General features: G+C 67.5%; 24 protein-coding genes. 14 read left to right on the forward strand and 10 right to left on the reverse strand.

Annotated features, from left to right (window positions below):
- Window positions 1-52: 52 nt before the first annotated feature.
- From RJT37_RS07425 to RJT37_RS07470, 10 genes are all read left to right on the forward strand, one after another.
- A complete protein-coding gene (locus RJT37_RS07425) occupies window positions 53-586 on the forward strand; it encodes a YqaA family protein (protein ID WP_313689905.1) in 534 nt (177 codons plus the stop codon).
- 182 nt (window positions 587-768) lie between these two features.
- Window positions 769-2,862, forward strand: a complete 2,094-nt coding sequence (gene metG / locus RJT37_RS07430; protein ID WP_313689070.1) for a methionine--tRNA ligase — start codon at window positions 769-771, stop codon at window positions 2,860-2,862.
- Between the two features lie 98 nt (window positions 2,863-2,960).
- Window positions 2,961-4,727 carry a pyruvate kinase gene (gene pyk, locus RJT37_RS07435; protein ID WP_313689072.1) on the forward strand — a complete coding sequence of 589 codons (1,767 nt, stop codon included), beginning with the start codon at window positions 2,961-2,963 and terminating at the stop codon, window positions 4,725-4,727.
- Between the two features lie 44 nt (window positions 4,728-4,771).
- On the forward strand, window positions 4,772-5,077 hold the full coding sequence (locus RJT37_RS07440) for a DUF7312 domain-containing protein (RefSeq protein ID WP_313689074.1): 306 nt from the start codon (window positions 4,772-4,774) through the stop codon (window positions 5,075-5,077).
- A 313-nt stretch (window positions 5,078-5,390) separates the two neighbouring features.
- Window positions 5,391-7,154: a DUF7282 domain-containing protein gene (locus RJT37_RS07445; protein ID WP_313689076.1), complete on the forward strand. Its 1,764-nt coding sequence runs from the start codon at window positions 5,391-5,393 to the stop codon at window positions 7,152-7,154.
- The gene (locus tag RJT37_RS07450; protein ID WP_313689077.1) at window positions 7,151-8,296 is read left to right on the forward strand and encodes a restriction endonuclease; all 1,146 of its coding nucleotides are present in this window, start codon (window positions 7,151-7,153) and stop codon (window positions 8,294-8,296) included. The genes RJT37_RS07445 and RJT37_RS07450 overlap by 4 nt, the downstream gene beginning before the upstream one ends.
- Before the next feature lie 82 nt (window positions 8,297-8,378).
- Window positions 8,379-10,115, forward strand: coding sequence for a histidine kinase N-terminal 7TM domain-containing protein (locus tag RJT37_RS07455; protein ID WP_313689079.1), 1,737 nt, complete (start codon window positions 8,379-8,381; stop codon window positions 10,113-10,115).
- Window positions 10,116-10,139: 24 nt separating this feature from the next.
- The gene (locus RJT37_RS07460) at window positions 10,140-10,778 is read left to right on the forward strand and encodes an NfeD family protein (RefSeq protein ID WP_313689080.1); all 639 of its coding nucleotides are present in this window, start codon (window positions 10,140-10,142) and stop codon (window positions 10,776-10,778) included.
- A gap of 133 nt (window positions 10,779-10,911) precedes the next feature.
- Complete coding sequence (locus tag RJT37_RS07465) at window positions 10,912-12,120, forward strand: SPFH domain-containing protein (protein ID WP_313689082.1); 1,209 nt, start codon at window positions 10,912-10,914, stop codon at window positions 12,118-12,120.
- Window positions 12,121-12,217: 97 nt separating this feature from the next.
- Window positions 12,218-12,841 carry a winged helix-turn-helix transcriptional regulator gene (locus RJT37_RS07470; RefSeq protein WP_313689083.1) on the forward strand — a complete coding sequence of 208 codons (624 nt, stop codon included), beginning with the start codon at window positions 12,218-12,220 and terminating at the stop codon, window positions 12,839-12,841.
- A 63-nt stretch (window positions 12,842-12,904) separates the two neighbouring features.
- On the opposite strand, the gene RJT37_RS07475 is transcribed toward RJT37_RS07470, so the two are convergent.
- Both RJT37_RS07475 and RJT37_RS07480 read right to left on the reverse strand, forming a co-directional pair.
- Window positions 12,905-13,396 carry a hypothetical protein gene (locus RJT37_RS07475; protein ID WP_313689085.1) on the reverse strand — a complete coding sequence of 164 codons (492 nt, stop codon included), beginning with the start codon at window positions 13,394-13,396 and terminating at the stop codon, window positions 12,905-12,907.
- A gap of 61 nt (window positions 13,397-13,457) precedes the next feature.
- Entirely contained in the window at window positions 13,458-13,703 is a 246-nt protein-coding gene (locus RJT37_RS07480; RefSeq protein WP_313689087.1) for a DUF7123 family protein, read from the reverse strand.
- 206 nt (window positions 13,704-13,909) lie between these two features.
- Here RJT37_RS07480 and RJT37_RS07485 point away from each other — a divergent pair, with 206 nt between their 5' ends.
- Entirely contained in the window at window positions 13,910-15,775 is a 1,866-nt protein-coding gene (locus RJT37_RS07485) for a flippase-like domain-containing protein (protein ID WP_313689089.1), read from the forward strand.
- A gap of 34 nt (window positions 15,776-15,809) precedes the next feature.
- Here the strand turns inward: RJT37_RS07485 and RJT37_RS07490 are convergent, their stop codons facing one another.
- From RJT37_RS07490 to RJT37_RS07500, 3 genes are all read right to left on the reverse strand, one after another.
- The gene (locus RJT37_RS07490) at window positions 15,810-16,376 is read right to left on the reverse strand and encodes a DUF84 family protein (protein ID WP_313689091.1); all 567 of its coding nucleotides are present in this window, start codon (window positions 16,374-16,376) and stop codon (window positions 15,810-15,812) included.
- A 25-nt stretch (window positions 16,377-16,401) separates the two neighbouring features.
- Window positions 16,402-16,536, reverse strand: coding sequence for a hypothetical protein (locus RJT37_RS07495; protein ID WP_313689093.1), 135 nt, complete (start codon window positions 16,534-16,536; stop codon window positions 16,402-16,404).
- A gap of 65 nt (window positions 16,537-16,601) precedes the next feature.
- Window positions 16,602-17,378, reverse strand: a complete 777-nt coding sequence (locus RJT37_RS07500) for a cobalamin-binding protein (RefSeq protein ID WP_313689094.1) — start codon at window positions 17,376-17,378, stop codon at window positions 16,602-16,604.
- Window positions 17,379-17,613: 235 nt separating this feature from the next.
- Between RJT37_RS07500 and RJT37_RS07505 the strand changes: the two genes are divergently transcribed.
- Together RJT37_RS07505 and RJT37_RS07510 are read left to right on the forward strand one after the other, a co-directional pair.
- Window positions 17,614-18,663: a transcription initiation factor IIB gene (locus RJT37_RS07505; protein ID WP_313689096.1), complete on the forward strand. Its 1,050-nt coding sequence runs from the start codon at window positions 17,614-17,616 to the stop codon at window positions 18,661-18,663.
- A gap of 87 nt (window positions 18,664-18,750) precedes the next feature.
- Entirely contained in the window at window positions 18,751-19,179 is a 429-nt protein-coding gene (locus RJT37_RS07510; RefSeq protein WP_313689098.1) for a DUF7575 domain-containing protein, read from the forward strand.
- Window positions 19,180-19,265: 86 nt separating this feature from the next.
- Here RJT37_RS07510 and RJT37_RS07515 read toward each other — a convergent pair whose 3' ends face one another.
- Complete coding sequence (locus tag RJT37_RS07515; RefSeq protein ID WP_313689099.1) at window positions 19,266-20,477, reverse strand: 3-dehydroquinate synthase II; 1,212 nt, start codon at window positions 20,475-20,477, stop codon at window positions 19,266-19,268.
- A gap of 84 nt (window positions 20,478-20,561) precedes the next feature.
- Entirely contained in the window at window positions 20,562-21,200 is a 639-nt protein-coding gene (locus RJT37_RS07520) for a GNAT family N-acetyltransferase (RefSeq protein ID WP_313689101.1), read from the reverse strand.
- Between the two features lie 183 nt (window positions 21,201-21,383).
- Here RJT37_RS07520 and RJT37_RS07525 point away from each other — a divergent pair, with 183 nt between their 5' ends.
- On the forward strand, window positions 21,384-23,117 hold the full coding sequence (locus tag RJT37_RS07525) for a radical SAM protein (RefSeq protein ID WP_313689103.1): 1,734 nt from the start codon (window positions 21,384-21,386) through the stop codon (window positions 23,115-23,117).
- A gap of 96 nt (window positions 23,118-23,213) precedes the next feature.
- Here RJT37_RS07525 and RJT37_RS07530 read toward each other — a convergent pair whose 3' ends face one another.
- The 3 genes from RJT37_RS07530 to RJT37_RS07540 form a co-directional block, all read right to left on the reverse strand.
- A complete protein-coding gene (locus tag RJT37_RS07530; RefSeq protein ID WP_313689105.1) occupies window positions 23,214-23,612 on the reverse strand; it encodes a TRAM domain-containing protein in 399 nt (132 codons plus the stop codon).
- A gap of 120 nt (window positions 23,613-23,732) precedes the next feature.
- Complete coding sequence (gene nreA / locus RJT37_RS07535) at window positions 23,733-24,995, reverse strand: DNA repair protein NreA (RefSeq protein WP_313689107.1); 1,263 nt, start codon at window positions 24,993-24,995, stop codon at window positions 23,733-23,735.
- Window positions 24,996-25,071: 76 nt separating this feature from the next.
- A complete protein-coding gene (locus RJT37_RS07540) occupies window positions 25,072-25,452 on the reverse strand; it encodes a hypothetical protein (RefSeq protein ID WP_313689109.1) in 381 nt (126 codons plus the stop codon).
- Window positions 25,453-25,506 lie beyond the last annotated feature (54 nt).

Below are 25,506 nucleotides of genomic sequence, written 5' to 3' on the forward strand. Positions count from 1 at the left end.
GGCAGCCGCGGCCGATACGCTCGCTCCCACGATCAGCATCTTCGGCCCGGCGATGGCAGCGGACTTCCTCCCCGACTTCGGCTGGCTGTCGTCGGCCGTCGAGACGGCGACCGGCTGGCCCGGCGTGGGCATCATCTTCGTGTACTCGTTTCTCATCGCGTTCGCGCTTCCGGGCGTCAGCGAGGTCGTCCTCGCCGCGCCGCTGGATCTCGGCCTCTCCGAGTACGGCCGCCTGACGGTCATCATCCTCACGAGCGGCATCGGGAAGGCCGCCGGCAGCGTCTTCGCGTTCCACATCGGCCAGGAGGCCAAGCAGGCCGGCCCCGTCATCCGCTTTCTCCGCCGCTCCCGGTTCGACGTGATCGAGTGGTCCGAACGGCGGACGGTCGATGTCGCCCAGAAGTACGGGTACGCCGGCCTCGCGGCCGCACTGTCGGTGCCATTTTTCCCCGACACGATCTCGATTTACGCCTTCGCCGTCCTCGAGGAGGACTACGTGAAGTTCGCCGCGGCGACGTTCGTCGGCAGCGTCGGCCGCCTGCTCGTCACGCTCGTCGGCATCGGTACGTTCCTCAGGCTGACCTGATACCGATTACTCTCATTTTGTACCGCCGAGCGCCATCCACGCTCGTCGTCGACTCCTCATTGGCGGCGCTCGGCGGGAAGAGACGAGAGTGATCAGTATGAGTGGCGGGCGGCGAGCGAGGGACGTGCTCCCGCCGACTCCGAACCAGCGGGATTTTGGTGTCCCCGCCGTGACGGTCTCCTATGAGCCACGATGACTTCCCGACTGCGGATCCCGCGGTGGTGACCTGCGGGCTGCCGTACGCCAACGGCGACCTGCACATCGGCCACCTCCGGACGTACGTCGGCGGCGACATCTACAGCCGCGCGCTGAAGCGACTCGGACAGGAGACGGCGTTCGTCTGCGGGTCGGATATGCACGGTACGCCCGTCGCCGTCAACGCCGCGGAGGAGGGCGTCACGCCCGAAGAGTTCGCGCTCCGCCACCACGAACAGTACGAGGAGACGTTCCCGAAGTTCGACGTCGACTTCGACAACTACGGCCACACCCACGACGAGACGAACGTCGAGACGACACAGGAGATCGTCCGGACGCTGGAGGAGGAAGGATACGTCTACGAGAAGGAGATCCCCGTCGCCTACGACCCCGGAGCCGACCACTGGCTCCCGGACCGCTTCGTCGAGGGCGCGTGTCCGTACTGCGGCGAGCACGCCCGCGGCGACGAGTGCGACGAGGGCTGCGGCCGCCACCTCGAACCCGGCGAGATCGAAGATCCCGTCTCGACGATCACGGGCAATCCCGCCGAGTATCGCGAGCGCCGCCACAAGTTCTTCGCGGTCTCCGATCTCCAGGAGTATCTCGGCGAGTTCATCGATCGCCTCGAAGGCACCGCGAACGCGCAGAACCAGCCCAGAGAGTGGATCGAGGGCGAACTCAAAGACTGGTGTATCACCCGCGATATGGACTGGGGCGTCGACTACCCCGGCGACGAGGACCTCGTGCTCTACGTCTGGGTCGACGCGCCGATCGAGTACATCTCCTCGACGAAGCAGTACACCGAGCGCGTCGGGCCCGACGTCTTCGACTGGGAGGAGGTCTGGCGGGACGACGGCGGCGAGATCGTCCACATCATCGGCCGCGACATCATCCAGCACCACACCGTCTTCTGGCCAGCGATGCTCCGCGGGGCGGGCTACGCCGAACCGCGCGCGGTGATGGCCTCCGGGTTCATCACGCTCGAAGGCAAGGGCTTCTCGACGTCCCGGAACCGCGCGGTCTGGGCCGACGAGTATCTCGACGAGGGGTTCCGCCCGGACCTGCTGCGCTACTACCTCGCGACCAACGGCGGGTTCCAGCAGGACGTCGACTTCTCGTGGGGGCGCTTCCGCGAGCGCGTGAACAACGAACTCGTCGGGACCGTCGGCAACTTCGTCTACCGCTCGCTGCTCTTCGCCGCCCGCGAGTTCGGGGGATCGCCCGACGTCGACCTCTCGGCCGACGTCCGCGAGCGGATCGAGACCGCGATCGAGGAGTTCCAGGCCGGCGTCAACGACTATTCCGTCCGCGAGGTCGGCGAAAGCGCGGTCCGACTCGCGCAGTTCGGCAACGAGTACATCCAGCGCAACGAGCCCTGGAAAATCGACGACGACGATCCCGAGAAGGCGCAGGTCATCCGCGACTGCGTCCAGATCGCGAAGGCCGTCGCCGTGCTGTTCGAGCCGATCACCCCGGAGGCCGCCGAACACGTCTGGGACGACCTCGACGAGGCGGGCGACGTCCACACCGTCGAGGTCGAGGCCGCGCTCGAACCGCCCGCCGGCGAGTTCGACGAACCCGACGAACTGTTCGAGAAGATCCCCGAGGAGCGCGTCGAGGAACTGAACGCGAAACTGGAAGACCGGGTCGCCGAGGCGGCCGACGAGGGCGACGAAACCGACGGAGACGCTGAGGAGGGCGCCGACGGCGACGACGCGGCCGACGGAGACGACGCGGCGCCGGATCTCGAACCGGTCGCCGACGAGCGGATCAGCTTCGACGACTTCCAGGACCTCGACATCCGCGTCGGCGAGATCCTCGACGCCGAGGGCGTCGAAGACGCGGACAAGCTCGCGAAGCTGACAGTCGACATCGGCGTCGAGGAGCGGCAGATCGTCGCCGGGATAAAACAGCTCCACGACATCGACTCGCTGCCCGGCACGAAGATCGTCGTCGTCGCCAACTTAGAGAAGGCCGAACTGTTCGGCATCGAGTCCAACGGGATGTTGCTCGCGGCGGGCGAGCAGGCGGACCTCCTGACGACGCACGGCGACGCCGAGCCCGGCACGAAGATCAGGTAACGGTTCCTCTCCGGACGTTCAAGCGGGCAATACCGCTGTTTCCTCCGCGGCTCCCGGCACCGTCGGTCTTTTTAACTCGATCCCGAGTATTGGTTGCTATGAGACGAGCGAAGATCGTCTGCACGCTCGGCCCGGCGTCGGACGACGAATCCACGATTCGGGCCCTCGCGGACGCTGGGATGAGCGTCGCGCGGCTCAACGCGAGCCACGGGACGTCGGAGCACCGCCGCGAGATCATCGACCGGATCCGCTCGGTCGACAACGTGGTCGACCGCCCGGTGGCAGCGATGGTCGACCTCCAGGGACCGGAGGTCAGGACAGCCCCCCTCGATGAGCCGATCCATTTGGAGACCGGTAGCGAGGTGCGCTTCCGCGAGGGCGAGGACGCAAACCCGGAGACTGTTGGCCTCTCGTACTCGATCGCTGCGGCCGAACCGGACGACGTGATTCTCTTGGACGACGGCCGGATCGAGGCGACCGTCACGGCGGTCGAGGGCGACACCGTCGTCGCGCGGATCGACTCCGGCGGGGAACTCGCCGGACGAAAGGGCGTCAACCTCCCCGGCGTCGATCTCGGGATCGACCTCATCACCGAGCGCGACCGAACGGAACTCGCACTCGCCGCCGAGACGGAGGCGGACTTCGTCGCGGCCTCCTTCGTCCGGTCGGCGGCGGACGTCTACACCATCAGCGACGCGCTCGAGGAACTCGGCGCCGACATCCCGGTGGTCGCGAAGATCGAACGCGCGGGCGCCGTCGAGAACTTAGACGAGATCATCGACGCCGCCTACGCCGTGATGGTCGCCCGCGGGGACCTCGGCGTCGAGATGCCACTGGAGGACGTCCCGATCATCCAGAAGCGCATCATCCGCAAGTGCCACGCCACCGGCACGCCGGTCATCACCGCCACGGAGATGCTCGACTCGATGGTCCACGCCCGGCGTCCCACGCGCGCGGAGGCCTCAGACGTCGCCAACGCGGTGCTCGACGGCACCGACGCCGTGATGCTCTCCGGGGAGACTGCGATCGGCGACGATCCCGCCCGGGTCGTGGAGACGATGGACCGGATCGTCCGCCAGGTCGAAAGCAGCGGGGAGTACGCCGAGGGGCGGGAAGGACGGATCCCGGCCGCCGAAGAGGACTCGCGGACCGAGGCGCTGGCGCGCTCCGCGCGGTATCTCGCGCGCGACGTCGGCGCCAGCGCGGTGGTCACCGCCTCGGAGTCCGGCTACACGGCGCGGAAAACTGCGAAGTTCCGCCCCGGGGTGCCGGTGGTCGCGACGACGCCGACCGACCGGGTCCGCCGCCAACTCGCGCTCTCGTGGGGCGTCATCCCGATGTACTCGTCGTACCGGGAGGACATCGACCAGATGATGGACGACGCCGTCGAAGCAGCCCTCGGCGCCGGAGTCGCACGCTCCGGCGACACGCTGGTGGTCCTCTCGGGGATGATGACCGAACTCGAGGGGACGAACACGACGAATATGCTGAAACTCCACGTCGCCGCCGAGACCGTTGCCACGGGCCGGAAGGTCGTCGCCGGACGCGCTGCGGGCCCCCTCGCCGTCTCCGAGGACGGTGACCTCTCCGCAGTTCCGGAGGGGGCGATCCTCTCGCTCCCGGCGACGTTCGAGGGGGAGTTCCACGGCGACACGTCGAAGATCGCGGGCATCGTCGACGCACGACCCGGGATGACGGGCTATCCCGCGATCATCGCCCGGGAACTCGGTATTCCGATGATCTCCGGGGCGCCGCTCCCGAAACGGCTGTCTTCGGGGACGACCCTGACCCTGCTCGCCGGCCGGGGCGTGGTCTACGAGGGCGACCTCATCAGTCACCGCGACCGCGAGTTGGCGAATCAGTAGCCGCGAGCGGCAGGCCTTTTTCCGTCGCGGACGTACAAGGGGTAATGACCGATTCCGACGACATCGATCCTGCGTCCGACAGCAGTTCGGTCGGCCGCGGTGACGACTCCGAGAACTCAGCGGACGATGTCGCTCCCCGCCCTATCCCTCACGTGAAGGGGGATTCTGCGGCCGACACTCGCGATGGCGCAGAAGCCGACAGCGGGATGGTCGACGACGAGGAGTTCCCGTTCCCCCGCGAGCCGATCGAACCGGAGACGCCCACCGCCGAGAACGCCCTGTTCGTCGTGCTCGGCGTTCTCGGAACGGCGGGGCTGCTGGCGACTGCGATCGTTCCCGGCGTGCTCTGAACGGCGAGACTGCTGGCGACTGCGATCGTTCCCGGCGTGCTCTGAACGGCGAGACTGCTGGCGACTGCGATCGTTCCCGGCGTGCTCTGAACGGCGAGACTGCTGGCGACTGCGATCGTTCCCGGCGTGCTCTGAACGGCGAGACTGCTGGCGACTGCGATCGTTCCCGGCGTGCTCTGAGTTCCGTTCTCACGGCTTCGGTCCCCGCGTTCGGATCGCTCGACGGCCTCCCGAACGGTTATCAGTTCTGATGCTGCGACCGTAGCGCTTTATGCGAGACCGCGGGTAGCGTTGCGTAACGACCGTCTCGCCGATGGCCCACGTCCACACCTTCGTCACTCTCGTGGTGATCGTCGCCCTCCTCGTCAGCGGCGCGGCTCCGGTGTCAGGACTCGTCAGTCGACCGACGGGCGCAACCGACGTCGGCGCTGACCGCTCGGCGCAGGTGGACGACGCCTCCGCGTCCTTCGGCGAGCAGAACGTAAGCGTCACTCGCGGCGACGAGGTGACGATCACCGTCAGCCACTCCGAGGCCGCGAACCTCACCGTTGGCGGCCCCGAGTACGGCTTCCACCTCTCGGTCGCTCTGGGCGGGAGCGGTACCACGGAAGTCGTCATCGACACCCGCCGGACGACTGCGGCCGATCCCAACGAGTTCGTCGAGGGTGGGTCGCCGACGCTCCATTCCCGCCCCATCGACGAACCACTCGAACCGGAAGACTACCTGATGCGGGTCGAGATCGACGGCGTCGAGTACGATCTCGGGACGCTCACCGTCGAACCACGCGGCGAGACGACCGTCGAGCGGTACCGCGCTCCCGGCGCGTTCTCGCCCGAGGAGTACGTCGGCGGCGGCGAGGACGGCGACGCCGACGTGGGGGAACTACAGGGGACGATGACCGCGGGATCGACCGTCGCCCGCGGCGACTACGCCGTCCTCCGAATCGAGGAGAGCGGACTAGAGACGGCGGTGAACGGGAGTGACCTCACCGGGAGCGCGGCCGCAAACGGACTCAAGGTCAACTTCACCCAGGTCGATCCCGGCCCGAACCACCAGCCGCGGGAGTACGTCGCGACCGACTCCGCGGACGTCGCGGTGCTGCCGAACCTCGCCGAGGACGAGATCTACGTCCTCTGGAACACCTCGGGGGTCGACATCGAATCCCAGACCGAACGGAACCGCTATCGGGCGGAGTTCTCGCTCACCGGGGAGAGCGGCTTCGTCGACTCGACGACCACGCTCGCGACGACGACGTTCCAGTTGGAGCGACAGACCGTGTCGCTGTCGCCGGCCAACGACTCCACGCATTACCCGTGGGACGACGACGCCTTCGTCGTGACCGGAGAGACGAACCGCGCGCCGAACACGGCACTCGAAGTCCGCCTGCGTTCGCCCGATCCGAACGCCTTTCTCCAACTGCGCGAGGTGACTGTCGGTCCCGACGGGGGCTTCGAGACCTCGTTCGCTCTCGGCTCCGTCTCGCGGGGGACGAACGCGACGCTTTGGGTCCGCAATCACTTCCTCGAAACCGCCCAGGACGTCCACCTCGTCGCGCCCGATCCGAGCGTCCGACTCGAAAACCAGACCGTGAACGGGACCGCCGTCACTGTCGCCAGCGCTGAAGTCCCCGCGGGCGGGTTCGTCCGGCTCGTAGACGAGAACGGCTCACCGGTCGGCCGCAGCGACTATCTCGACCCGGGGCGCCACGACGACATCGCGGCGGAACTGGGCACGCCGCTGTTCGAGACGCAGACGCTCCGCGCGGAACTGGTCCGTGCCGGCGGCAACGACTCCTACGACCCCGACGCGCGGCCATACACTGCCGACGGGGACGTCGTCGGCGACAGCGCCAGAATCGAGTTCCCGCCGGCGCCGACGGAGACGAGCACGGCGACGCAGACGGCAACGACGACGGCGACGAGGACCGCGACGGCGACACCGTACCCCGTCGAGACGCGGACGCCGCTGCCGCCGTCGGGAGTCTCCCAGTCCAGCCTCCCGCTGTCGCCGGGTGTAACGATCGCGGCGCTTCTCGGCGCCGGTGCGCTCCTCGCACGACGGGGTGGTTCGGCGTGATCCCGGAACTCGAACCCGAGGAGTTCGTCTCGTTCCTCGCGGACCTGTGGAGCGAGCGCGGGTGGGACGTCTCGGTCAAGGAGCGGGCCGACGAGACGCGGTTCGTCATCGGGAAGCGCGGCGACGGCAAACGCGGGGTGATCTACGTCTTCCCGACGACGACGGCCACCGTGACCGAACGGCACCTGAAGCAGTTCGTCCGCTTCTGCCGGAAGCGAAGCATCGACGTCGCCGTCGTCGCGACGCAGGGTGCGTTCGCGGAGGGTGCCCAGCGGGTCGCCGCCCAGCGGAGCGTCCACCTCCTCGACCGCTCGAAACTCGCAGACACAGTCGAGGAGGGCGACCTCGCGGCGGTCCTGCAGCGCTACACCGAGACGAGTCGGCTCGAGGCGGTCACAGGGCGACTCCGCGACCTCGGCGTGCCGGTATCGACCGACGCGCTCCCCGACGGGATCTCCGGGATCGTTCCGACTGTCGCCTCGCTCGTGGCCGCGGCCGTCGCGTGGGTGAGCGCGAAGATCAGCGGCGACGTGGGCGTCACCTACACGGGGAACGATGACGACGCCGACGAATCAGGTGGCCGATCGCTCGCCTCGCGGTCGGTTCCGCTGGCCGCGCTGCCGATCGTGCTGGTCGTCGCGCTCGTGATCGGCGCGATGGTCGGTCCCGCCGTCGGCTTGGGGGCTGTCAGTCCGTTCGGAGCGGGCAGCGACGGCGGCGTCGAGGTCTCGTCGGTGTCGACGGCCGGCGCGAACGCGACGCTCGACGTCTACTGGAACGCACGGACCACCGACTCACTGACGGTAAACGGGACGACGTACGACGCGCCCGAGGGACAGACGTTCGTCCTCGTGCGGATGAACGTCACCAACGGCGCCGACTCCCCGACGCAGTTCGACCAGACGGCGCTTTCGATCGAGGTCAGCGGCGAGCGCTACGGCCACCAGCCACTCGACGGCGCGACAGGATTCCCGAGCGCCGGGCTCTTCGAACCGGGCGAGAACCGCGAGGTGTGGACTGTCTTCAGCGTCCCCGCGGACACCGAGAGCGCGACCCTGCTGTACGAGGGCGACGGCGGCGTGCGCTTCGAGCGGTCGACGTCGTTGACGCCGGAGGCCACGATGGCGGACACAAGCGGCTGATCGCCGAGCCGGTAGATTCCTGTGCGGATCCGACGGGCCCACCGTAATTTTTTATCAGTCAGGGTTCTCCCCCGGAGTGTCCGTGTTTCACTCGCTCCCGTGGCTGGCGATCGCGGCGCTGGCGTCGGGCGCCATCTCCCTTTGGTTCCTTCGCTACCTCTGGCCGTACCGGAACCGGCTCGGTGGCCGCTTTTTCCTCGCGACGATCGCGTGTGAGGCGCTGTGGTCGCTGTCCTACGGCGCCGCGCTGTTCGTCTTCGATCCGGCGCTCCGGGCGGCGTTCGAGATCCCGATCTGGCTTGCGATCAACTTCATCGGCGTGTTCTTCCTCGCCTTCGCCTTCGAGTACACCGGCCGGGCGGCGCTCCTCCGGTCGAAGGTGATGGCCGGCGTCGTTTCCCTGCAGGTTCTCCATACCCTCATCGTCGTCACGAACCCGATCCACGGCATCGCCTGGAGCAACTACCGGATCGAACCCGTCTTCGGGCTGGCGACGGTCGCCTACACCCACCAGCCGTGGTTGTTCGTGAACGCGGCGGGCTTCGTCCTGATGATCGCCGTCGCGTCGTTTCTCCTCGCGGATACGGTCTTCAGCTACGGGCCGCTGTACCGGACGCAGGCGGCAGCGATCGCGATATCGCCGGTATTCCCGGGGTTGCCCTTCCTCCTCTGGCTGGTCGAGACCGGCACGATGCCGCCGCTGAACCTCACGCCGCTCCTGTTTCCGGTCCACCTGGCGTTCGATATGTACGCCTTCTTCTCGCGGGATATGTTCGAGATGGTCCCGGCGGCCCGGCGGGTCGCAGACCGCGCCGCGATCGACAACCTCGGCACTGCGGTCGTGATCGTCGACACCGGGACGCGGATCATCGAACTCAACGACGAGGCGGCGGAGATTCTCGGCGTCGACGCGAGCGACGCGCTCGGCCGACAGCTCTCGGCACACCTGCCCGATATCGACCTCGACGGCGAGACAGAGACACTCGCACGCACCGTCGATGGCCGCCGCCGCGAGTATGCGGTCACGACGTCGCCGCTCACGGATTCCTCGGGCACCGCCGTCGGCGACACCATCGTCCTGCAGGACATCACCGAGGAATGGCGGCGCGAACAGCGGCTGGCGGTCCTCAACCGGGTGCTACGACACAATCTGCGGAACGATCTGAACGTCGTCCACGGATATCTGGAGATGGCCGAGGAGCGCGTCGACGACGAGCAACTGGCGGGAATGCTCCAGACTGCCGAACGCAACACTGCGGCGGTGCTGACGCTGGGCGAGAAGGCGAGAGACATCGAGCGCGCCCTCGATATCGACGACGATCCCGAACCGGTCGCCCTCCGGCCCATCGTCGCAGGAGTTGCCGCCGAACTCGCCGGCGAGGACTCGCCGGAAGCGATCACCATCGACCTTCCCGCCGACCTCCGCGTGCGGGCGAGTCCGTCGCTTCTGGAGATCGTCTTCGAGAACCTTCTGGAGAACGCCCTCGAACACAACCCCAGCGGTTCTCCGAGAGCGACCGTCCGGGTCTCGGCGGTCGACCGGGCCGGGAATCGAGTGACGATCGAGATCCGCGACGACGGACCGGGGATACCCGAGCACGAACTCGGCGTGCTCGACGAAACCGAGGAGACGGCACTCGAACACGGCAGCGGACTCGGCCTGTGGATCGTGAAGTGGGGCGTCGTCTCCCTGGGCGGGTCCGTCGACTTCGACGTCTCGACCGAGGGAACGAGCGTCTTTCTCGACTTCCCGAACGCCAGCGTCGGCGCCGGCTCCGAGGCGTCGGCAGATGCGCCACCCTCCCGTGACAACGCTTAATCGTCCGCCAGCCCTACAGGATGTATGCTCGATGGAGCGCTCTCGGCCGCCCTACAGCTCTCGATTCCCCCGGAGACGCTGCCGCTTTTGCTCGTCACTGCGGGGGTCGGAATCAGTGTCCTCGAGGCGCTGGCGCCCGGAGCGCACTTCATCGTCCTCGGGATCGCGCTCCTCGCTGCGGGGCTCGTCGGACTCCTCATTGGCCCACTCGCGTCCCCGATCGTCCTCGGCGCCCTGGTTTTGATCTTCGGCGCCTTGGCGCTCTACGGCTACCGCGAGTTCGATCTCTACGGCGGGAAAGGCTCCGGGCAGACCAGCGACTCGGCGAGCCTCCAGGGGCGGACTGGCCGCGTCACGGAACGCGTCACGCCCACCGGCGGCGAAGTCAAACTCGACGATGGCGGCTTCAACCCTTACTACTCCGCGCGCTCCGTCGACGGCGAGATCCCGGTCGACACCGAGGTGGTCGTCCTCGACCCCGGCGGTGGAAACGTGGTAACAGTCGAATCGATGTCGGGCGGCTACGACCAGATCGATCGCGAACTGGATCGCGGACGCGAGGCGGAGGCCGCGGATAGCAGTGAAACGACGAATGGACACGCTGACGACGAAACCACCGCCGAGCGCGAGGACGAAACGGAGACCGAAACGGAACGGAACTGACCGCTGCGAGGGCGCTGTCACACCGGTTCACCCTCGGAGCCGGCCCCCTCGCTTTTGCTCTCGCTGATTCGGTGAACGCGGCGTTACCCCCTGACAGGCCAACGCTTATCAGCGCGACAGCCTAATTCCGGGTATGGCATTTGGTCCCGTTCCGCTACAGCCGGCGTTCGGTATCCCGACAGTGGGGATACTCGTGCTCCTCCTGGCGATCGTCACCGTCTACCAGATGGTCGAGATCGTCGATGCCTACGAGAAAAAGGCGCTCACGGTGTTCGGCGAGTACCGGAAACTGCTGCAACCGGGGATCAGCTTCATTCCCCCGTTCGTTTCGCGGACGTACGCGTTCGATATGCGGACCCAGACGCTCGACGTCCCCAGGCAGGAAGCGATCACGCGGGACAACTCGCCGGTCACCGCCGACGCTGTCGTCTACATCAAGGTGATGGACGCCAAGAAGGCGTTCCTGGAGGTCGACGACTACAAGCGCGCGGTCTCGAATCTCGCACAGACCACACTGCGGGCCGTCATCGGCGATATGGAACTCGACGACACGCTCAACAAGCGGCAGGAGATCAACGGCCGGATCCGTCGCGAACTCGACGAGCCCACCGACGAGTGGGGGGTCCGCGTCGAGAGCGTCGAGGTCCGCGAGGTCAACCCCTCGAAGGACGTCCAGCAGGCGATGGAGCAGCAGACGTCCGCCGAGCGTCGTCGCCGGGCGATGATCCTCGAAGCGCAGGGTGAACGGCGCTCTGCAGTCGAGCAGGCGGAGGGTGAAAAGCAGTCGAACATCATCCGCGCACAGGGTGAAAAGCAGAGCCAGATCCTCGAAGCGCAGGGTGACGCCATCTCGACGGTGCTCCGTGCGAAGTCCGCCGAATCGATGGGCGAGCGGGCGATCATCGAGAAGGGAATGGAGAGCTTAGAGACGATCGGTCAGGGCGAGTCGACGACGTTCGTCCTCCCGCAGGAGCTCACGAGCCTGCTGGGGCGCTACGGCCGGCAGCTGACCGACTCCGACGTGCAGGAGTCCGCCGGGCTGGACAGCCTCGAGTTCGACGCGGAGACGCGCGAACTGCTCGGGCTCGACAACATCGAGGAGATCCTCGGCCAGATCGACGCCGCGACCGAGATGGACGTCGAGGAACTCGAACAGGAGGCCGAGGCGATCAAACGCGGCGCGGGGACGGACATCAAAGACGCCGACGACGTCATCACCGAAGTCGACGAGGAGACGACAATGTCCGGTCCCGAGGACGTCGGGGACGGCACGGTCCCACCGGAGGACAGCGACGGCGAGTCCGAGGAGGCAGAGCCAGCTGTGGAAAAAGAACGGGAGTAATCTCCGACGGCCCGCCGGAGCGACGCAGCGGCCCGCCGGCAGGATCGACCCGAACGAAGCCCTTTTGACTGGTTGACGCCTACGTGTGCCAAATCATATGTCGGATCACCGTATCGACGAGGACAAGCGGGCGACGCTCCGACGCTTCGCGGCGTTCGGAGCGGCCTCGCCGCTCGTCGGGCTCGGTGCCAGCGAGGGCGCCGACGCCGAATCCGACACCACGAGCGACGCGCGCGACGCCATCGTCGGGTACGTCGCATCGACGCCCGGCGCACACTTCTCGAAGATCCGTGACGATCTCGGGCTCGGCACCGGCGAGACCCAACACCATCTCCGGACGCTTCTGGACGACGACGTGCTCGTCTACCGGCGCGACGGCGATTACAAGCGCTTCTTCCCGGCCGATCGGTTCTCGGCGTTCGAGCAGGTCGCGCTGGGCTATCTCCGCCGCCGGACGCCCCGCGGAATGCTCGTCGAACTCCTCCGGAGTCCGGGCGCCAGCGGCTCGGCGCTCGCCGATCGGCTCGACGTCTCGCGGGCGACTATCAGCGGCTACGCGCGCGAACTCGACGAGGCGGGCGTGCTCTCACGGGAGGGCGCCTACGCCGTGGAACGCCCGGAAACGCTCCTGACGCTCGTCGTCAGATACGCTGACTCGTTCGGCCCAGACGCGGCAGCCCTGGCCGACGACGCCGACTCGCTGCTCGAATACGATCCGTAGCGGTCGGGCGTTCGTCGACTCGACCACCACACCGACTGTCCCTACAGCTCTCGTTCGAAAATCTCAGCCCTGCGTTTCCGTCTCGGTTCCGACGCTCTCTTCGACGTCAGCGGTCGACACGAGCGCCCTCACGGATTCTGCGTTGACTAGACTCAGGAGGGCGGCCGGCTCACCCGAGACGACGACGGCGCCGAACGATCGGTACTCCTCGTCGACATCCGCGCCCGACGTCTCCGCGACGGTGCCGGTGAGAGCGTCGATTGCCTCGTTCAGGTATTCCTCGCGGATCTCGGCGAACTCCTCTTGGGCCTCCTCCTGGGTGATGTTCCCGTTCTGGAGTTCCTCCTGGAGTGCGACCTGTTCCTCCTGCAGTGCTTTCTGATCGACGTTCGCGATGGCGGCGACGCTTCCGACGCTCGCGTCGTCGTCGGCTTGTGCGGCAGTGCCGCTCTCGCCGCCGAGGTCGAGTTGGTCCGTACAGCCCGCCAGCAGCATCCCGCCGCCGACGCTAATGCCTTCCAGAAACCGTCGCCGTTTCGGGGTCGTCTCGTCCATTAACGCTGCAAAATTGCCACTCCGAACGGATAAGACTGTGTTTCGCGTTCGATCGTCCCGCTCAGCGTGTTACTTTCCAGGTCGTCCCCGAGGAGTAGCCCCACTTCTCGACGGTGAGGTCGACGTCGCCGTCGATGATCGCACGCATATTGGCGCCGACCTCCTTGGCGGAGAGTTCCAGATGCTCGGCAATGAGCCGCGATTTGAAGTACGTCCGCTCGTCGACGTTGGCACGGAGGTACTGGAGGATCCGGCGCTGCTTCTCGGTGAGATCCGTCGTGGGTGGCGTCGCGGCGGTCGTGCTCATACCTTCCCTCTACAGACTGCCGCCGTATGAGGGGTTTGGTACACGAAGTTAACACCGCGCTGTCGTTCGATTTTTGCCGCGAGAGCAGCCCGACCGGCCTCGTAGGCCCCGCCGCTGGGTACGGTCACCTAACTCGTTGAGATTACGGGGGCAGTAGCCACGCGAAGGCAGAAAGTTGATACCCTCGCCACGGCCATCGTCGGGTAATGGACGGTCGCCGGGAGGACACGGAACCCAACTCGACGCGCGGCGGTAGCGCCGCCGCGGCCGACGTCGAAGTGAGCGTCGTCCTCCCGGCCTACAACGAAGCGGAGACGATCGAAGAGACGGTGGAGACGACGCTTCGGACGCTCGCCTCGTTCCTCCCAGCCGGCACGTTCGAGGTCATCGTCGCCGAGGACGGCTGCGACGACCGGACGCCTGAGATTGCCGACCGGCTCGCAGCCGCCGACGAGCGGATCCGACACGTCCACAGCGACGAGCGACTGGGGCGTGGCGGGGCGCTGGAACGCGCCTTCGCGGCCGCCGAGGGCGAGACGCTCGTGTACTTCGACACGGATCTCGCGACCGATATGCGGCATCTCGAAGAGCTCGTCGACCGCGTTCGCTCCGGCGCCGCGGACGTTGCGACCGGTTCCCGATGGCTTCCCGGCAACCGGGCCGATCGGCCGGCGAAACGCGGCGTTCCGAGTCGGGTGTACAACGGACTCGTTCGGACCGTTCTCCGCTCGGATCTCAGAGACCACCAGTGCGGCTTCAAAGCGTTCAGTCGGGAGGCGTTCGAGGACCTCCGGACTGACGTCGAGGACGACCACTGGTTCTGGGACACGGAGATGCTCGTGCGTGCCCAGCGGGCCGGTTACGAGGTCGCGGAGTTCCCCGTCGAGTGGACGCCGAAGGGTGATACGAAGGTCGACCTCGTCCGCGACGTTCTGGGGATGGGCAGCCAGATTCTCCGGACGTTCTGGCAGCTCTCGGTCCGGCCGCGGCTCTCGCGACGTGTCAGCATCGGCGCCGGCGCGGTGCTGGCGGTGCTTGCTCTCGCCCTGATGACGCAGTATATCGATTTCGGCACGGTGTTCGACGAGATGCGCGAGGCCGATCCCCTCCTTGTCGGGATTGCCACCTTCGTGTACGTGCTGTCGTGGCCGTTGCGCGGTCAGCGCTACCGTGACATCCTCGCGGAACTCGGGTTTCACGAGAAACTCGGTTTCCTCACCGGCGCGGTGTTCATCAGCCAGACCGGAAACCTGGTCTTCCCCGCCCGCGCGGGCGATCTGATCCGGGCCTACGTTGTGAAGGCCAGACGCGGCATCCCGTATCCGACCGGGTTCGCGTCGCTCGCGGCCGAGCGGGTGTTCGACCTGCTCACCATCGCGTCGATGGCTGGCGTCGTCCTCATCGGCTACACGGCCACGGGCCAGACTGCCGAACTCGCCCGGACCGTCGTCGGGGCGGAGGGCGCCGGCCGCGTGGCTGTCCTCGTCGCGATGGCCGTGGGACTCGCCGCCGTCGCGGCCGTCGTCGTCATCGCACTCTCGGCGCGGAGCGATCGAGACTACGTCACCGCGCTCGTGTACCGGGTGAGCACCGACTCTTATGCCGACTTCGTCGCGGGTGTCATCAGCCGGTTCGTCAGTGACCTCCAGGCGGTCGCCGGTACCCGGGGCGGCTTCGCCCGCGTCGGCGTGACGAGCGTCGCGATCTGGACGCTCGACGTCGTGACCGCGCTCTTGGTGCTGGCGGCCTTTTCACCCGGTCTCCCGTTCGTCGAACTCGTGGCGGTCTCCTTCTTTGCGGTGAGCGTCGGCAACCTCGCGAAAGTGCTCCCGCTCTCGCCCGGCGGCGTCGGCCTCTACGAGGGGGCATTCACGCTGCTCGTGGTCGGGTTGACGCCGCTTGGTGCCGAACTCGCCCTCGGCGCAGCCGTGCTCGACCACGCCGTGAAGAACTTGGTCACGGTCGTCGGCGGCTACGGCTCGATGCTCGCGCTCAACGTCTCGCTGACGACTGCCGTCGAGGAGACCCGGGAGGTTCGCGAGGCGGGGGACGAGGCGCCAGAACTCGACTGATCGGGTTGCCGGGAGAGAACGTCCGGTCTCCGGCTCAGTAGAGATCGCTCAGGAACGGCGACGCTGCGGCTGCCACGGCCGCCGCCAGCGCGTCCGTCCGCTTCAACTGACCCGCCGTGAATGCGCCCGCGGCCCCCTGCTTTTTCGCGACGTCGGATTCCCCGAGGACGTCGTCCATCACCGGGCCCAGTTCCTCGCCGTCGCGGACCCGCTCGCCGATCGACGCCGGCAGCGGCAGGCTCGGCCCGGAGCCGACGCCCCACCGGTCGCCGTCGGTGACCGCAGCCCACATCACGAGCTGAAGCGCGTCGGGTGCGGTCCCGTGGTCGATCGCGCCGTCTCCGCCAGGACCGGCCCCAGCGACGCCCCCCTCGATGCCGACGCCGAGGTCGGAGGCGGCAGCGTCGGTGTCTGTCCCTCCCGCGTCGGCGTCCAGCGCCGCTTCCGCTCGGTTTCTCGCGCCCGCTCGCGTCTCGCTGTGGCCGATCGGCTGTTCACTCACGCCGGACGGAACCGGCGCTGAAACGACCGTCGCGTCCGGGAACACGCGGACCGTTGCGTCGCGCTTCACCGGATTCCCGCTGCCGACTGCGATTCGCATACCCGCGTGTGGACGGCTCCAGGCGTTACGTGTGTCGCTTCTGGCCGGCGATCTGCCGTGTGAGAATCGTAGCGAACAGTCGGCACAGCCCTCTCTGGGCACCGTCCCGCGCCGACGTGCCGAGCAACCGCTCCCCGACGCGGGTCGAATTCCACCGCATACGCCCGCTGGCCTCGGCTTCGTATATAAACGCCCGCTCGATACCGGAACCCCGTTTCCGGGGGCTCACTGGTTCTCGCCGTGTAGCAGATCCGCGAGCGTCTCGATCCCCTCGACGAGCGCCGGACTCGGCTGGTTCAGGAAGTCGTCGTCGAGCACGTGGACCGCGCCGTCGACGTCCCACCCCCGGTCGGCGAGGAGGCCCGGATCGGCGCGGTCGCCGTGTCCGCAGTGGTGGATGACGACGTGGTCGGGATCGGCGCCTTCGACCCGCTCGCGGGAGACTTCCCGGGACCGGTCACCGGGATCGCAGAACGGATATCGGCCCCCGGCTGTTTCCACCGCCTCGGGGACCCAGTTTCCGGCGGCCATCGGCGGATCGCCCCACTCCTCGCAGTAGACGACCGGGCGCGGATCACCCTCGTCGCGTCCCCTCGGCGGGACTCGCGCTTCGACTGCGGCGAGCCGATCTCGACAGTCGGCCGCCAACTGTTCGCCCGCTTCCGGCCGACCGACCGCACGGCCGAGCGTCGCAAAGGAGTCGACGACTGCATCGAGGGAGTCGGGTTCGACGTGGCAGACGTCGTAGCCGCGCTCGCGGAGTTCGGCGGCGATCTCCGCCTGCAACCCGTCGGCCGTGCAGACGAGGTCGGGAGCGAGTTCGGCCAGATAGTCGTAGTCTGGGTTCAGCCAGCCGCCGACGACCGGACGGTCGAGCCCACAATGGGTCGTGACGCCGACGATCAGGTCGCCGGCACCCATCGCAGACAGCGTCGCTGTCGCACTCGGGGCCAGGGAGACGACGCGTTCGACCGCCCCATCGTCGGCGCCGGACGATTCCATACCCGTCACTCGAACGGCGACGACAAGTGCGTTGCGGGCTGGCGGACGCGAGCCGCCGTAACCCCTATATAAACTATCACGGTCGTTGTCGACAGACCGCTCGATCGGGGGCTGTGCGCGCGTTTCGGGCGACCGATTCCGAACGCTTTTTATATTCTCCGTCGGTGGAGTTGGTACGGACCGCTCCGGGCCTCTCACATCCGTATCCCTGGCACGGGGCATTCGTCGTATACCGATGAGCGAGAAGAGTACCTACACTCGCGTGAACGCGAGCACGAGAGACGAGTCGCGAACGAACGACGGCCGAGGCGGCGATTCGGCCGGTCAGCGCTGGGTTCGGCCCGGAGAAGAGGAAGAAGAGACCGAAACCGAGAGCGAAAACGAGGAGCTTCGGTGTCCGGAGTGTGGCGGCAACGTCGTCGCGGACGACGAGCACGGTGAGACCGTTTGTGACGACTGTGGACTGGTCATCACCGAGGACTCGGTCGACCGCGGCCCCGAGTGGCGCGCGTTCGACTCCAAGGAGAAAGACCAGAAGTCCCGCGTTGGCGCGCCGACGACGAACACGATGCACGACAAGGGGCTGTCGACGAACATCGACTGGCGCGACCGCGACGCCTACGGCAACTCCCTGTCGTCGAACCAGCGCCAGAAGATGCAACGGCTCCGGAAGTGGAACGAACGGTTCCGCACCCGCGACTCAAAAGAGCGGAACCTCAAGCAGGCCCTCGGCGAGATCGATCGGATGGCCTCCGCGCTCGGTCTCCCCGAGAACGTCCGCGAGACAGCGTCGGTCATCTACCGCCGCGCGCTCGACGAGGACCTTCTCCCTGGCCGCTCCATCGAGGGCGTTGCCACCTCGTGTGTGTACGCCGCAGCGCGGATGGCGGGCGTCCCCCGCTCGCTGGACGAGATCGCGGAGGTCTCCCGCGTCCCGAAGAGCGAGGTCGCACGGACCTACCGGTACATCGCCCGCGAGCTCTCGCTGGAGGTCAAGCCCGCGGATCCAGAACAGTACGTCCCGCGCTTCGCCTCGGAACTCGGCCTCTCCGACGAGGCCAAGATGCGCGCCCGCCAGCTGCTAAAGAACGCCAAAGAAAAGGGCGTCCACTCCGGGAAGTCGCCGGTCGGCCTCGCGGCCGCCGCAGTGTACGCCGCTGCGCTCCTCACCAACGAGAAGACCACGCAGGCGGCTGTCAGCGAGGTCGCGGACATCTCCGAGGTCACGATCCGCAACCGCTACCACGAACTGCTGGAAGCCGAAGAGAGCATCGGAATCGCTTAAAGCGCCGATTCCGCCGCGCTGCTACGGTGACGTGATCGTCACGCTTTTTCCGGACGTTTAAGAGTCGTGACGGCGTCGACTACTGACGTGACCGGAACTCGTCGCCGCGCGCTGATCGCGACGCTCGTTGCTGTCCTCGGTGCCAGCCTCGGCATCGCCGGGGCCGGACACCTGTATCTCCGGCGGTGGCGACGGGCCGCCGCCTGGTTCACGTTCGTCGTGGGCGCGACGCTCGTGTTACTCTCGGTCTTCGCCGACCCGGCGATCTTGAGCCTCTCGGATCCAGGCGCGCTCGCGGCGCTGGAACCGTCCGACCTCCCCGCCACCGTCACGATCCCGCTTTTCGGCCTGTTGTTGCTCAGCGCGTTCGACGCCTATCGACTGGCCGCCGTCGGTCCGCGAACGACCGACGAGCCGCAGTGTCCGAACTGCGGCGGCGAACTCGACACCGAGATCGACTTCTGCCCGTGGTGTACGATCGAGTTGGAGTGGGAAGACCCCCAGCCCGAAAACTGATACTGATTACTCTCGTCTCTTCTCCCCGAGCGCCACCCCTGTTGGCGGCGCTCGGCGGGAAACAGCGAGAGTACTCAGTATGAGCGCTACTTCTCGATGATGCTCTCCTCGACGGCCTCGCCGAAGTGCCGCGCGGTCTGCTCGTAGTACAGGCGGATTTCGTCGCCCTCCGCCAGGTCCGTGACGGCCTTCCGGCCCTCGCGGGTGTGAACTTTGATCGTCTCGGCGTTCTGCAGCAGGGTCTCGACCCGGTCGCCGTCGACCTCGGCCTCGATCCGGAACATCGGGCGCTTCTCGATCTTCACGCGGCCGACGACCGCCTCCCGGGTCTTGCCGTCGCTGTCGACGACCTGCACCTCGTCGCCGCTCTTGAGTTCCGAGAGGTACTTCGTGCCGCCGTCGGGCGTGCGCACGTAAGCGTGGACTGCGCCGGCGTTGACGCGGAACGGCCGCGAGGCGACGTACGGTGATTCGGCCGTCTCGGCGTGAACGAAAAAGAGCCCGCGGCTCATACTCCCGACGAGCATCCCCTCGTCGTGGTCCATCAGGTTCCCCGTATCGACGCAGACGCGGTCGGCCATTCCGGTGCGTTCGACGCCCGTCACGGTCGCCCACTGGAGGTCCAGCGTCTCCCGTTCGGCCTCGTCGCGGATCTCGACTGTCCGTCTGATCTCGTCGGGGTCGTCCGAATCCAGGAGGACGCCGTCGGCGCCGAGTTCGAGCGTCTCGAAGGCGGTCTTGGCCTCTTCGGCCGTCGTCACACCGGCGATCAGGTCGGTCTCCTCACCGATCCGCGCGATGAGGTTCTCCAGCGGGATGATCGTCCAGTCCTCGCCGACGACGATGGTGTACTCGGCCTCGCCGGCGGCCTCCTCGGCGAACGCCTCGTAGTCTTCGGAGAAGATCCGGACGTAGGCACCCTGCGCGCGCTCGTCTTCCCGGCGGAGGGTCGTGAGATCCGCGGACCCCGAAAAGTCGCCGGGGAGATCGACCGTGCCGTCGCCCTCGCCGCTCTTCCCGACGACGTACGCGTCCGGTTCCGCGTCTCCGAACTCGTCCTCGTAGACGTCCGTGTCCGCCTCGTCGTCCTCGTCGCTCACGTTGTCGATGAGACTCGTCTCGGCGTTCGTGCGGAACGCGGCCACCGAGACGTTCCCGAGCGACTTCACGCGCGCGACGTCGGCCTCGTCGACGAGCACCCAGTCGACGCCGGCTTCGAGTCCCGCGGTGATCCGCCGTTTCCGTGTCTCCCAGTCGCCGACGGCGTCGTCGGCTTTGAGCCAGACGCTTCGTGTCATCGTTGTCGGCCCCAACTCGGCCGGCGCGCTTGAACGTGGCGACTCTGGGGAGGTTTGCCGTGGGGAGTCGGTCCCGCTTACTGATTACTGGTCGTCGACCGCCGAGACCGGCCGCGGCTCCGCCGGGTCGCCGTCGGGCTCCCGCAGCCGTCTGTGGTACCAGACGACGTCGTGCCACTCGCCGAGTTTGAACCCCGCGGCGGGAAACGTCCCGACGCGCTCGAACCCGTGTCGCTCGTGGAACCGTTCGCTTTCGGGGTTCGGCATCCCGAGCGCCGCGTAGGCCGAACAGTAGCCCTGTTCACGGAGTGTCGCCAGCAGCCGGTCGTAGAGCGCCGTTCCGACCCCGGCTCCGTGGGTCGCGGGATCGACGTAGATCGACGTCTCGACCGCCCAGCGGTACGCCGGGCGTTCGCGGAGCTGGCTGCCGTAGGCGTAGCCGACGACTGTTCCCGAACTGGGATCGCCTGCGACGTCGCCCGCCTCGGCGGAAGTCTCAGCGACCGCGACGTACCACGGATACTCGTCGTGCTCGCGCTTCTCACGGATGTCGCCTTCGACGGCCGCGATCGAGGGCACTTCGGTGCGGAACGTCGCCGGCGACTCGCGGACGAACGGCGCGTAGATGTTCCGGACCGCCTCGGCGTCGGCCGGGCGAGCGGCGCGTAGCGTCACTGCCGCGGCAGCGCCCGAGTCGGCGTCTGGGTCCGATTCCTCGCTCATACCTCCGGAAGCGACCCGCGGCCTAACCGGTCTTGCGGTCGGGACCTGAAGGGCGTCGGCACGGCGGACGACGCCCGGCGGTCGTCATCGTCGCCGTCGGTATCATCACCGCCGTCGTCCGTAGCGCCCGTCGCGCGTCCACAGAGAGTGAGCGTTTTACCGCTCGGCCGTCTGTGTCCGTGTATGACCGATCCGGCCGACCTCGCCGTCACCATCGTCGACGGGTACGTCGACGAGCCGGCGCACTTCGGCGTGCCGCCGTACATCTCGACGTACCCCCGATTCACGGCCGGTGCCATCGTCGACGCGGGCGTCCCCGAGTCGAACATCACCTACCACACCATCGACGAACTCCGCGAGGAGCGCCGCAAGTGGGCCGACGTCGCCGACGCGGATCTCTTCGTCTACCTCGGCGGGATGACCGTCCCCGGCAGCTACGTCGGTGGAACGCCCGCAGAGCCCGACGAAGTACGGGAACTCGCCTGGGTCGCTGAGGGCGTCTCCGTGATGGGCGGGCCGATCCGCTTCGGCGTCGGCGAGGAGAACGCCGGCGCCCAGGAGATGCAGCGGCAGGACCTCGATTACGACTTCCTCGCGATGGCCGACGTCGAGGCTGCGGCGTACGACCTCGTCGACAGCGGCCTGGAGGGCTTCGAGAACCGCTACCGCGACAACGACGAACTCGACCGCTGGGCCGCGAAGGGCGCGTTCGTCGTCGAGCAGCACCCGAACCACCCAGACTACCTCATCTGCGAACTGGAGACCTCCCGCGGGTGTGCCTACCGGTGTTCGTTCTGCACGGAGCCGATGTACGGCGACCCCTCCTTCCGCTCGCCGCCGTCTGTCGTCGGCGAGGTCGAGGCGCTCTACGACCGCGGCGTCCGGCACTTCCGGATCGGCCGCCAGGCCGACATCCTCGCGTACGGCGGCGACGGCGAGGCGCCGAACCCCGACGCGCTCCGGCAACTCTACGGCGGTATCCGGGAGGTCGCACCCGACCTCGGGACGCTGCATCTGGACAATATGAACCCGATCACCGTCGTCAAGTGGCCCGAAAAGGCCAGAGAGGGGATCCGGATCATCGCCGAGCACAACACCCCCGGCGACACCGCGGCGTTCGGCCTGGAGTCGGCCGATCCGGTCGTCCAGGAGGAAAACCACCTGAACGTCACTGCCGACGAGTGCTTCGAGGCGGTGAAGATCGTCAACGAGGAGGCGGGATGGCGCCCGGGCGACGACCGCGCCGACGCGCCGACCCACGGCGACGACGCCGCGAACCGACTGCCGAAGCTCCTCCCGGGAATCAACCTCCTCCACGGGCTGAAAGGCGAGCGCGCGGAGACGTTCGAGCACAACAAGGCGTTCCTCCAGCGCGTCTACGACGCCGGGCTGATGGTCCGCCGGATCAACATCCGGCAGGTGATGGCCTTCGAGGGCACCGAGATGGCCGACGAGGGCGCCAACATCGCCACGGAGCACAAAAAGCGGTTCAAGGCGTACAAACGCGAGGTCCGCGAGGAGATCGATCAGCCGATGCTGCGCCGACTCGCACCGGTCGGGACGGTGCTGCCGGACGTCCACCTGGAATACCACCAGGACGGGCGGACCTTCGGCCGACAGTTGGGGACCTACCCCCTGCTGGTCGGGATTCCGGGCGAGCGCGAACTCGAACGGACCATCGACGTCGCGGTCGTCGATCACGGCTACCGCTCGGTCACCGGGGTCCCGTATCCGCTCGATCCGAACGCGGCCACGATGGACGAACTCACCGCGATCCCGGGCATCGGTGACCGGACGGCCGGCGATATCGTCGTGAATCGCCCCTACGACTCCCCGGCGGCGGTGCCGAGCCCCGAGATCGACTTCGCGACCTTCACCGGCGGTTATCCGGACGACGAACGGCCGAGTGCGGACTGACGGGGAAAAAGCGGGCGCAAACGACGAACGGCCGAGTGTGGACTGCCGGCGGAAAGAAAGTGGAGGGCGAGCGGCGGCAGGTGAGCGGCGAGTCGTTTACAGTTCTTCTTCGATCACTTCGCCGACAGCGAAGTTTGACTTGACCTCGGTGACCTCGATCTTCACCCGGTCGCCGACCTCTGTGTCGGGGACGATGATGACGTAGCCGCGCTCGACGCGGGCGATCCCGTCGCCCTGTTTGCCGATGTCCTCGATCTCGACGTAGCGCAGTTCGCCGGGTTCGACCGGTGGCTGCGGCTCCGAGGTGGGTCGGTCCGACTCCGTCGAGTCGCTGTCGGATTCGACTGTTCGGGAGATGAGAGCCACGCGGTACGTTTCGCCGGGATCGATCGAACCGGTCTCGACCTCGCGTTTCGGTACTTCGACGACGTACCGGTCCTCTTCGGAACGAACGTCCGCGTTGAACAGACACAGGAGTTTATCTGAGATTTCCACCGTGTAGACCTCCGGTGGTACGTCGAGTCGGATCGTTAAAGTAGTACCGCCCGGACGCCGCCGCGGCGGGCCGGTTCCGGCCGGTGGAGCGACGGTCGCTGCCCCGATAGCCTCCGACGATCACCCGAAGTCCCCGAACGTCGTCTGGAGGCCGGCAGCCATCGTCGACTTCCGGCGGAGCATCGGCAGCGAGATCGGCAGGTGCTCGGCGACCCCACGGAGAGCGCCGCCGAAGGTCTCGGCGGTGCCGCGTTCCTCGTCGAAGGCGTCGCGGACGGTCTCCCGCACCTGCCAGACCCCCACCGGCCCCCAGTAGTCGTCGGAGACGTGTCGGAGCACGAGCGCCTTCGCCTGCCGGTCGCGCTCGTCGAGGTGTTCGAGCACGCCGAGTCGTGCGGCGTGATACGCGCCCGCGGTCTCGTCGACGTAGCCCGTCCGGCCCTCCTGGCCCTCCCAGTCGGCGGCGAGGTACATCCCCGCCTCGGGGTCGGGGTTCCAGACGCTGCCCGGCGCCTTCATCTCGACGAGTTCGTACTCCCACTCGCCCGGTGCGAGGATCACCCAGAAGGCGTTGCCGAGGAACTCGTTGCGGTGGACCTCGACGCGGTCGATCCCGGGGTTCGTCCGGATCCGTCCCCGGAGGTACTGGCCGACGGTGTCGTCGACGGCGGTGATCGACCACCGCGTGGGGACGAGTCGCCGCTGGTCGGTCTGCCCGAGCGCGCCCGCCGAGAGGATCGTGTTGACGTCGTAGACGTCGAAGCCGCGGCGGTAGAGGTAGTTGATCGCGCCCTCGGCGTTCCAGTCGTCGTCCTCTAAGGTCTTCTTGACCGGTCGCGGGACGTGGGGGTTCTCCGCGAGTTCCGCCGAGCGAGCGCGGGCGCGCGGCCCGACGGGCGTGGCCACGTCCTCGACGCCGACGTCGAGGTCGACCTCCGGGCGCTCGTCGAGGCCGATTTCGACCGTCACGGGCCGGTCAGCGATCGCCACCTCCCGCTGGGTGCCGAGGAAGCCGTCCCAGGAGTCGGCGACGTTCGTGACCTCCTGGGCGGTATTGGAGTTCAGAAGCGACGTCCGCCGGGCGAAGACGTCGGAGATGGAGACGCCTTCGTCGTACCACGCGCCGGAGGTCTCGAACCGTTCGGCATCCTCGTCGTGGCCGACCGGCGAGAGCAGTCCCGTCGAGACCCGCGGGTAGTTCGACGTGCCGACGAAGATCGACGGCGAGACGCCGCCGTACAGGGAGTCACCCTGTACCGTCTCCTCGAAGCGATCCTGGAACGTCTCCAGGTGCTCGAGGATGTCGTAAGATTTGTCCGCAGCGAGTCGTCGACGCTCCGCGCGCTCGTTGCGTTCGAGGTCGACGTACTCGTCCAGTTTCATCGGCTGACCGTACGGCCGGTCCGGTGATAAGGATTGTCGGTAGGTGCCTTCCGCGGTCGCAGGCGGCGCGCGCCCGTCACCCTTGTGCGCGCTCCAGGATCGCATCTCTCGCGGCCGCCGCGTCGGCCCGCCGCCCCCGTCCGAAGTGGAGCGTGTTCTCGTTGATCGGGTCGCTGAGCAGTCCCCCCGAGTCGACCGGGACGCCGACCTGTTCGATCTGGATGTAGCCGACGGTGATGCCGCGGTCGTAGTCGACGCCCGTGATCTCCTCGACGGGAATCGTCTTGTCTGCGAACTTCGAGCGCCGGACGCGTTCGATGACGATCCGGTCGTCGTATACCGCGAGCGTTCCGTCCTGACACTCACAGTGGGCGACCGCGTCCGTGTGGGTCGACGCCGCGTCCCCGTCGGTGTCCGAGCCGTCGTCTTCACTCCGCCGCCAGGGAAGGTCGACCATCGTTCTGCAGAACCGCGCGGTCGGCTTTAACGGTTGTCCCGTGTGTCCACTCGA

Source organism: Halobellus marinus, assembly GCF_032113415.1.
GTDB lineage: Archaea > Halobacteriota > Halobacteria > Halobacteriales > Haloferacaceae > Haloquadratum > Haloquadratum marinus.

Coding starts and splice junctions, on each gene's coding strand:
- RJT37_RS07495 (WP_313689093.1), bottom strand. CDS start 16,536: ATGCGGTGGAATTCGACCCGCGTCGGGGAGCGGTTGCTCGGCACGTCG.
- RJT37_RS07465 (WP_313689082.1), top strand. CDS start 10,912: ATGGCATTTGGTCCCGTTCCGCTACAGCCGGCGTTCGGTATCCCGACA.
- RJT37_RS07520 (WP_313689101.1), bottom strand. CDS start 21,200: ATGAGCGAGGAATCGGACCCAGACGCCGACTCGGGCGCTGCCGCGGCA.
- RJT37_RS07515 (WP_313689099.1), bottom strand. CDS start 20,477: ATGACACGAAGCGTCTGGCTCAAAGCCGACGACGCCGTCGGCGACTGG.
- RJT37_RS07475 (WP_313689085.1), bottom strand. CDS start 13,396: ATGGACGAGACGACCCCGAAACGGCGACGGTTTCTGGAAGGCATTAGC.
- RJT37_RS07470 (WP_313689083.1), top strand. CDS start 12,218: ATGTCGGATCACCGTATCGACGAGGACAAGCGGGCGACGCTCCGACGC.
- RJT37_RS07505 (WP_313689096.1), top strand. CDS start 17,614: ATGAGCGAGAAGAGTACCTACACTCGCGTGAACGCGAGCACGAGAGAC.
- RJT37_RS07445 (WP_313689076.1), top strand. CDS start 5,391: ATGGCCCACGTCCACACCTTCGTCACTCTCGTGGTGATCGTCGCCCTC.
- RJT37_RS07425 (WP_313689905.1), top strand. CDS start 53: ATGGCAGCGGACTTCCTCCCCGACTTCGGCTGGCTGTCGTCGGCCGTC.
- pyk (WP_313689072.1), top strand. CDS start 2,961: ATGAGACGAGCGAAGATCGTCTGCACGCTCGGCCCGGCGTCGGACGAC.
- RJT37_RS07540 (WP_313689109.1), bottom strand. CDS start 25,452: ATGGTCGACCTTCCCTGGCGGCGGAGTGAAGACGACGGCTCGGACACC.
- metG (WP_313689070.1), top strand. CDS start 769: ATGAGCCACGATGACTTCCCGACTGCGGATCCCGCGGTGGTGACCTGC.
- RJT37_RS07440 (WP_313689074.1), top strand. CDS start 4,772: ATGACCGATTCCGACGACATCGATCCTGCGTCCGACAGCAGTTCGGTC.
- RJT37_RS07460 (WP_313689080.1), top strand. CDS start 10,140: ATGCTCGATGGAGCGCTCTCGGCCGCCCTACAGCTCTCGATTCCCCCG.
- RJT37_RS07485 (WP_313689089.1), top strand. CDS start 13,910: ATGGACGGTCGCCGGGAGGACACGGAACCCAACTCGACGCGCGGCGGT.
- nreA (WP_313689107.1), bottom strand. CDS start 24,995: ATGAAACTGGACGAGTACGTCGACCTCGAACGCAACGAGCGCGCGGAG.
- RJT37_RS07490 (WP_313689091.1), bottom strand. CDS start 16,376: ATGCGAATCGCAGTCGGCAGCGGGAATCCGGTGAAGCGCGACGCAACG.
- RJT37_RS07500 (WP_313689094.1), bottom strand. CDS start 17,378: ATGGAATCGTCCGGCGCCGACGATGGGGCGGTCGAACGCGTCGTCTCC.
- RJT37_RS07525 (WP_313689103.1), top strand. CDS start 21,384: ATGACCGATCCGGCCGACCTCGCCGTCACCATCGTCGACGGGTACGTC.
- RJT37_RS07480 (WP_313689087.1), bottom strand. CDS start 13,703: ATGAGCACGACCGCCGCGACGCCACCCACGACGGATCTCACCGAGAAG.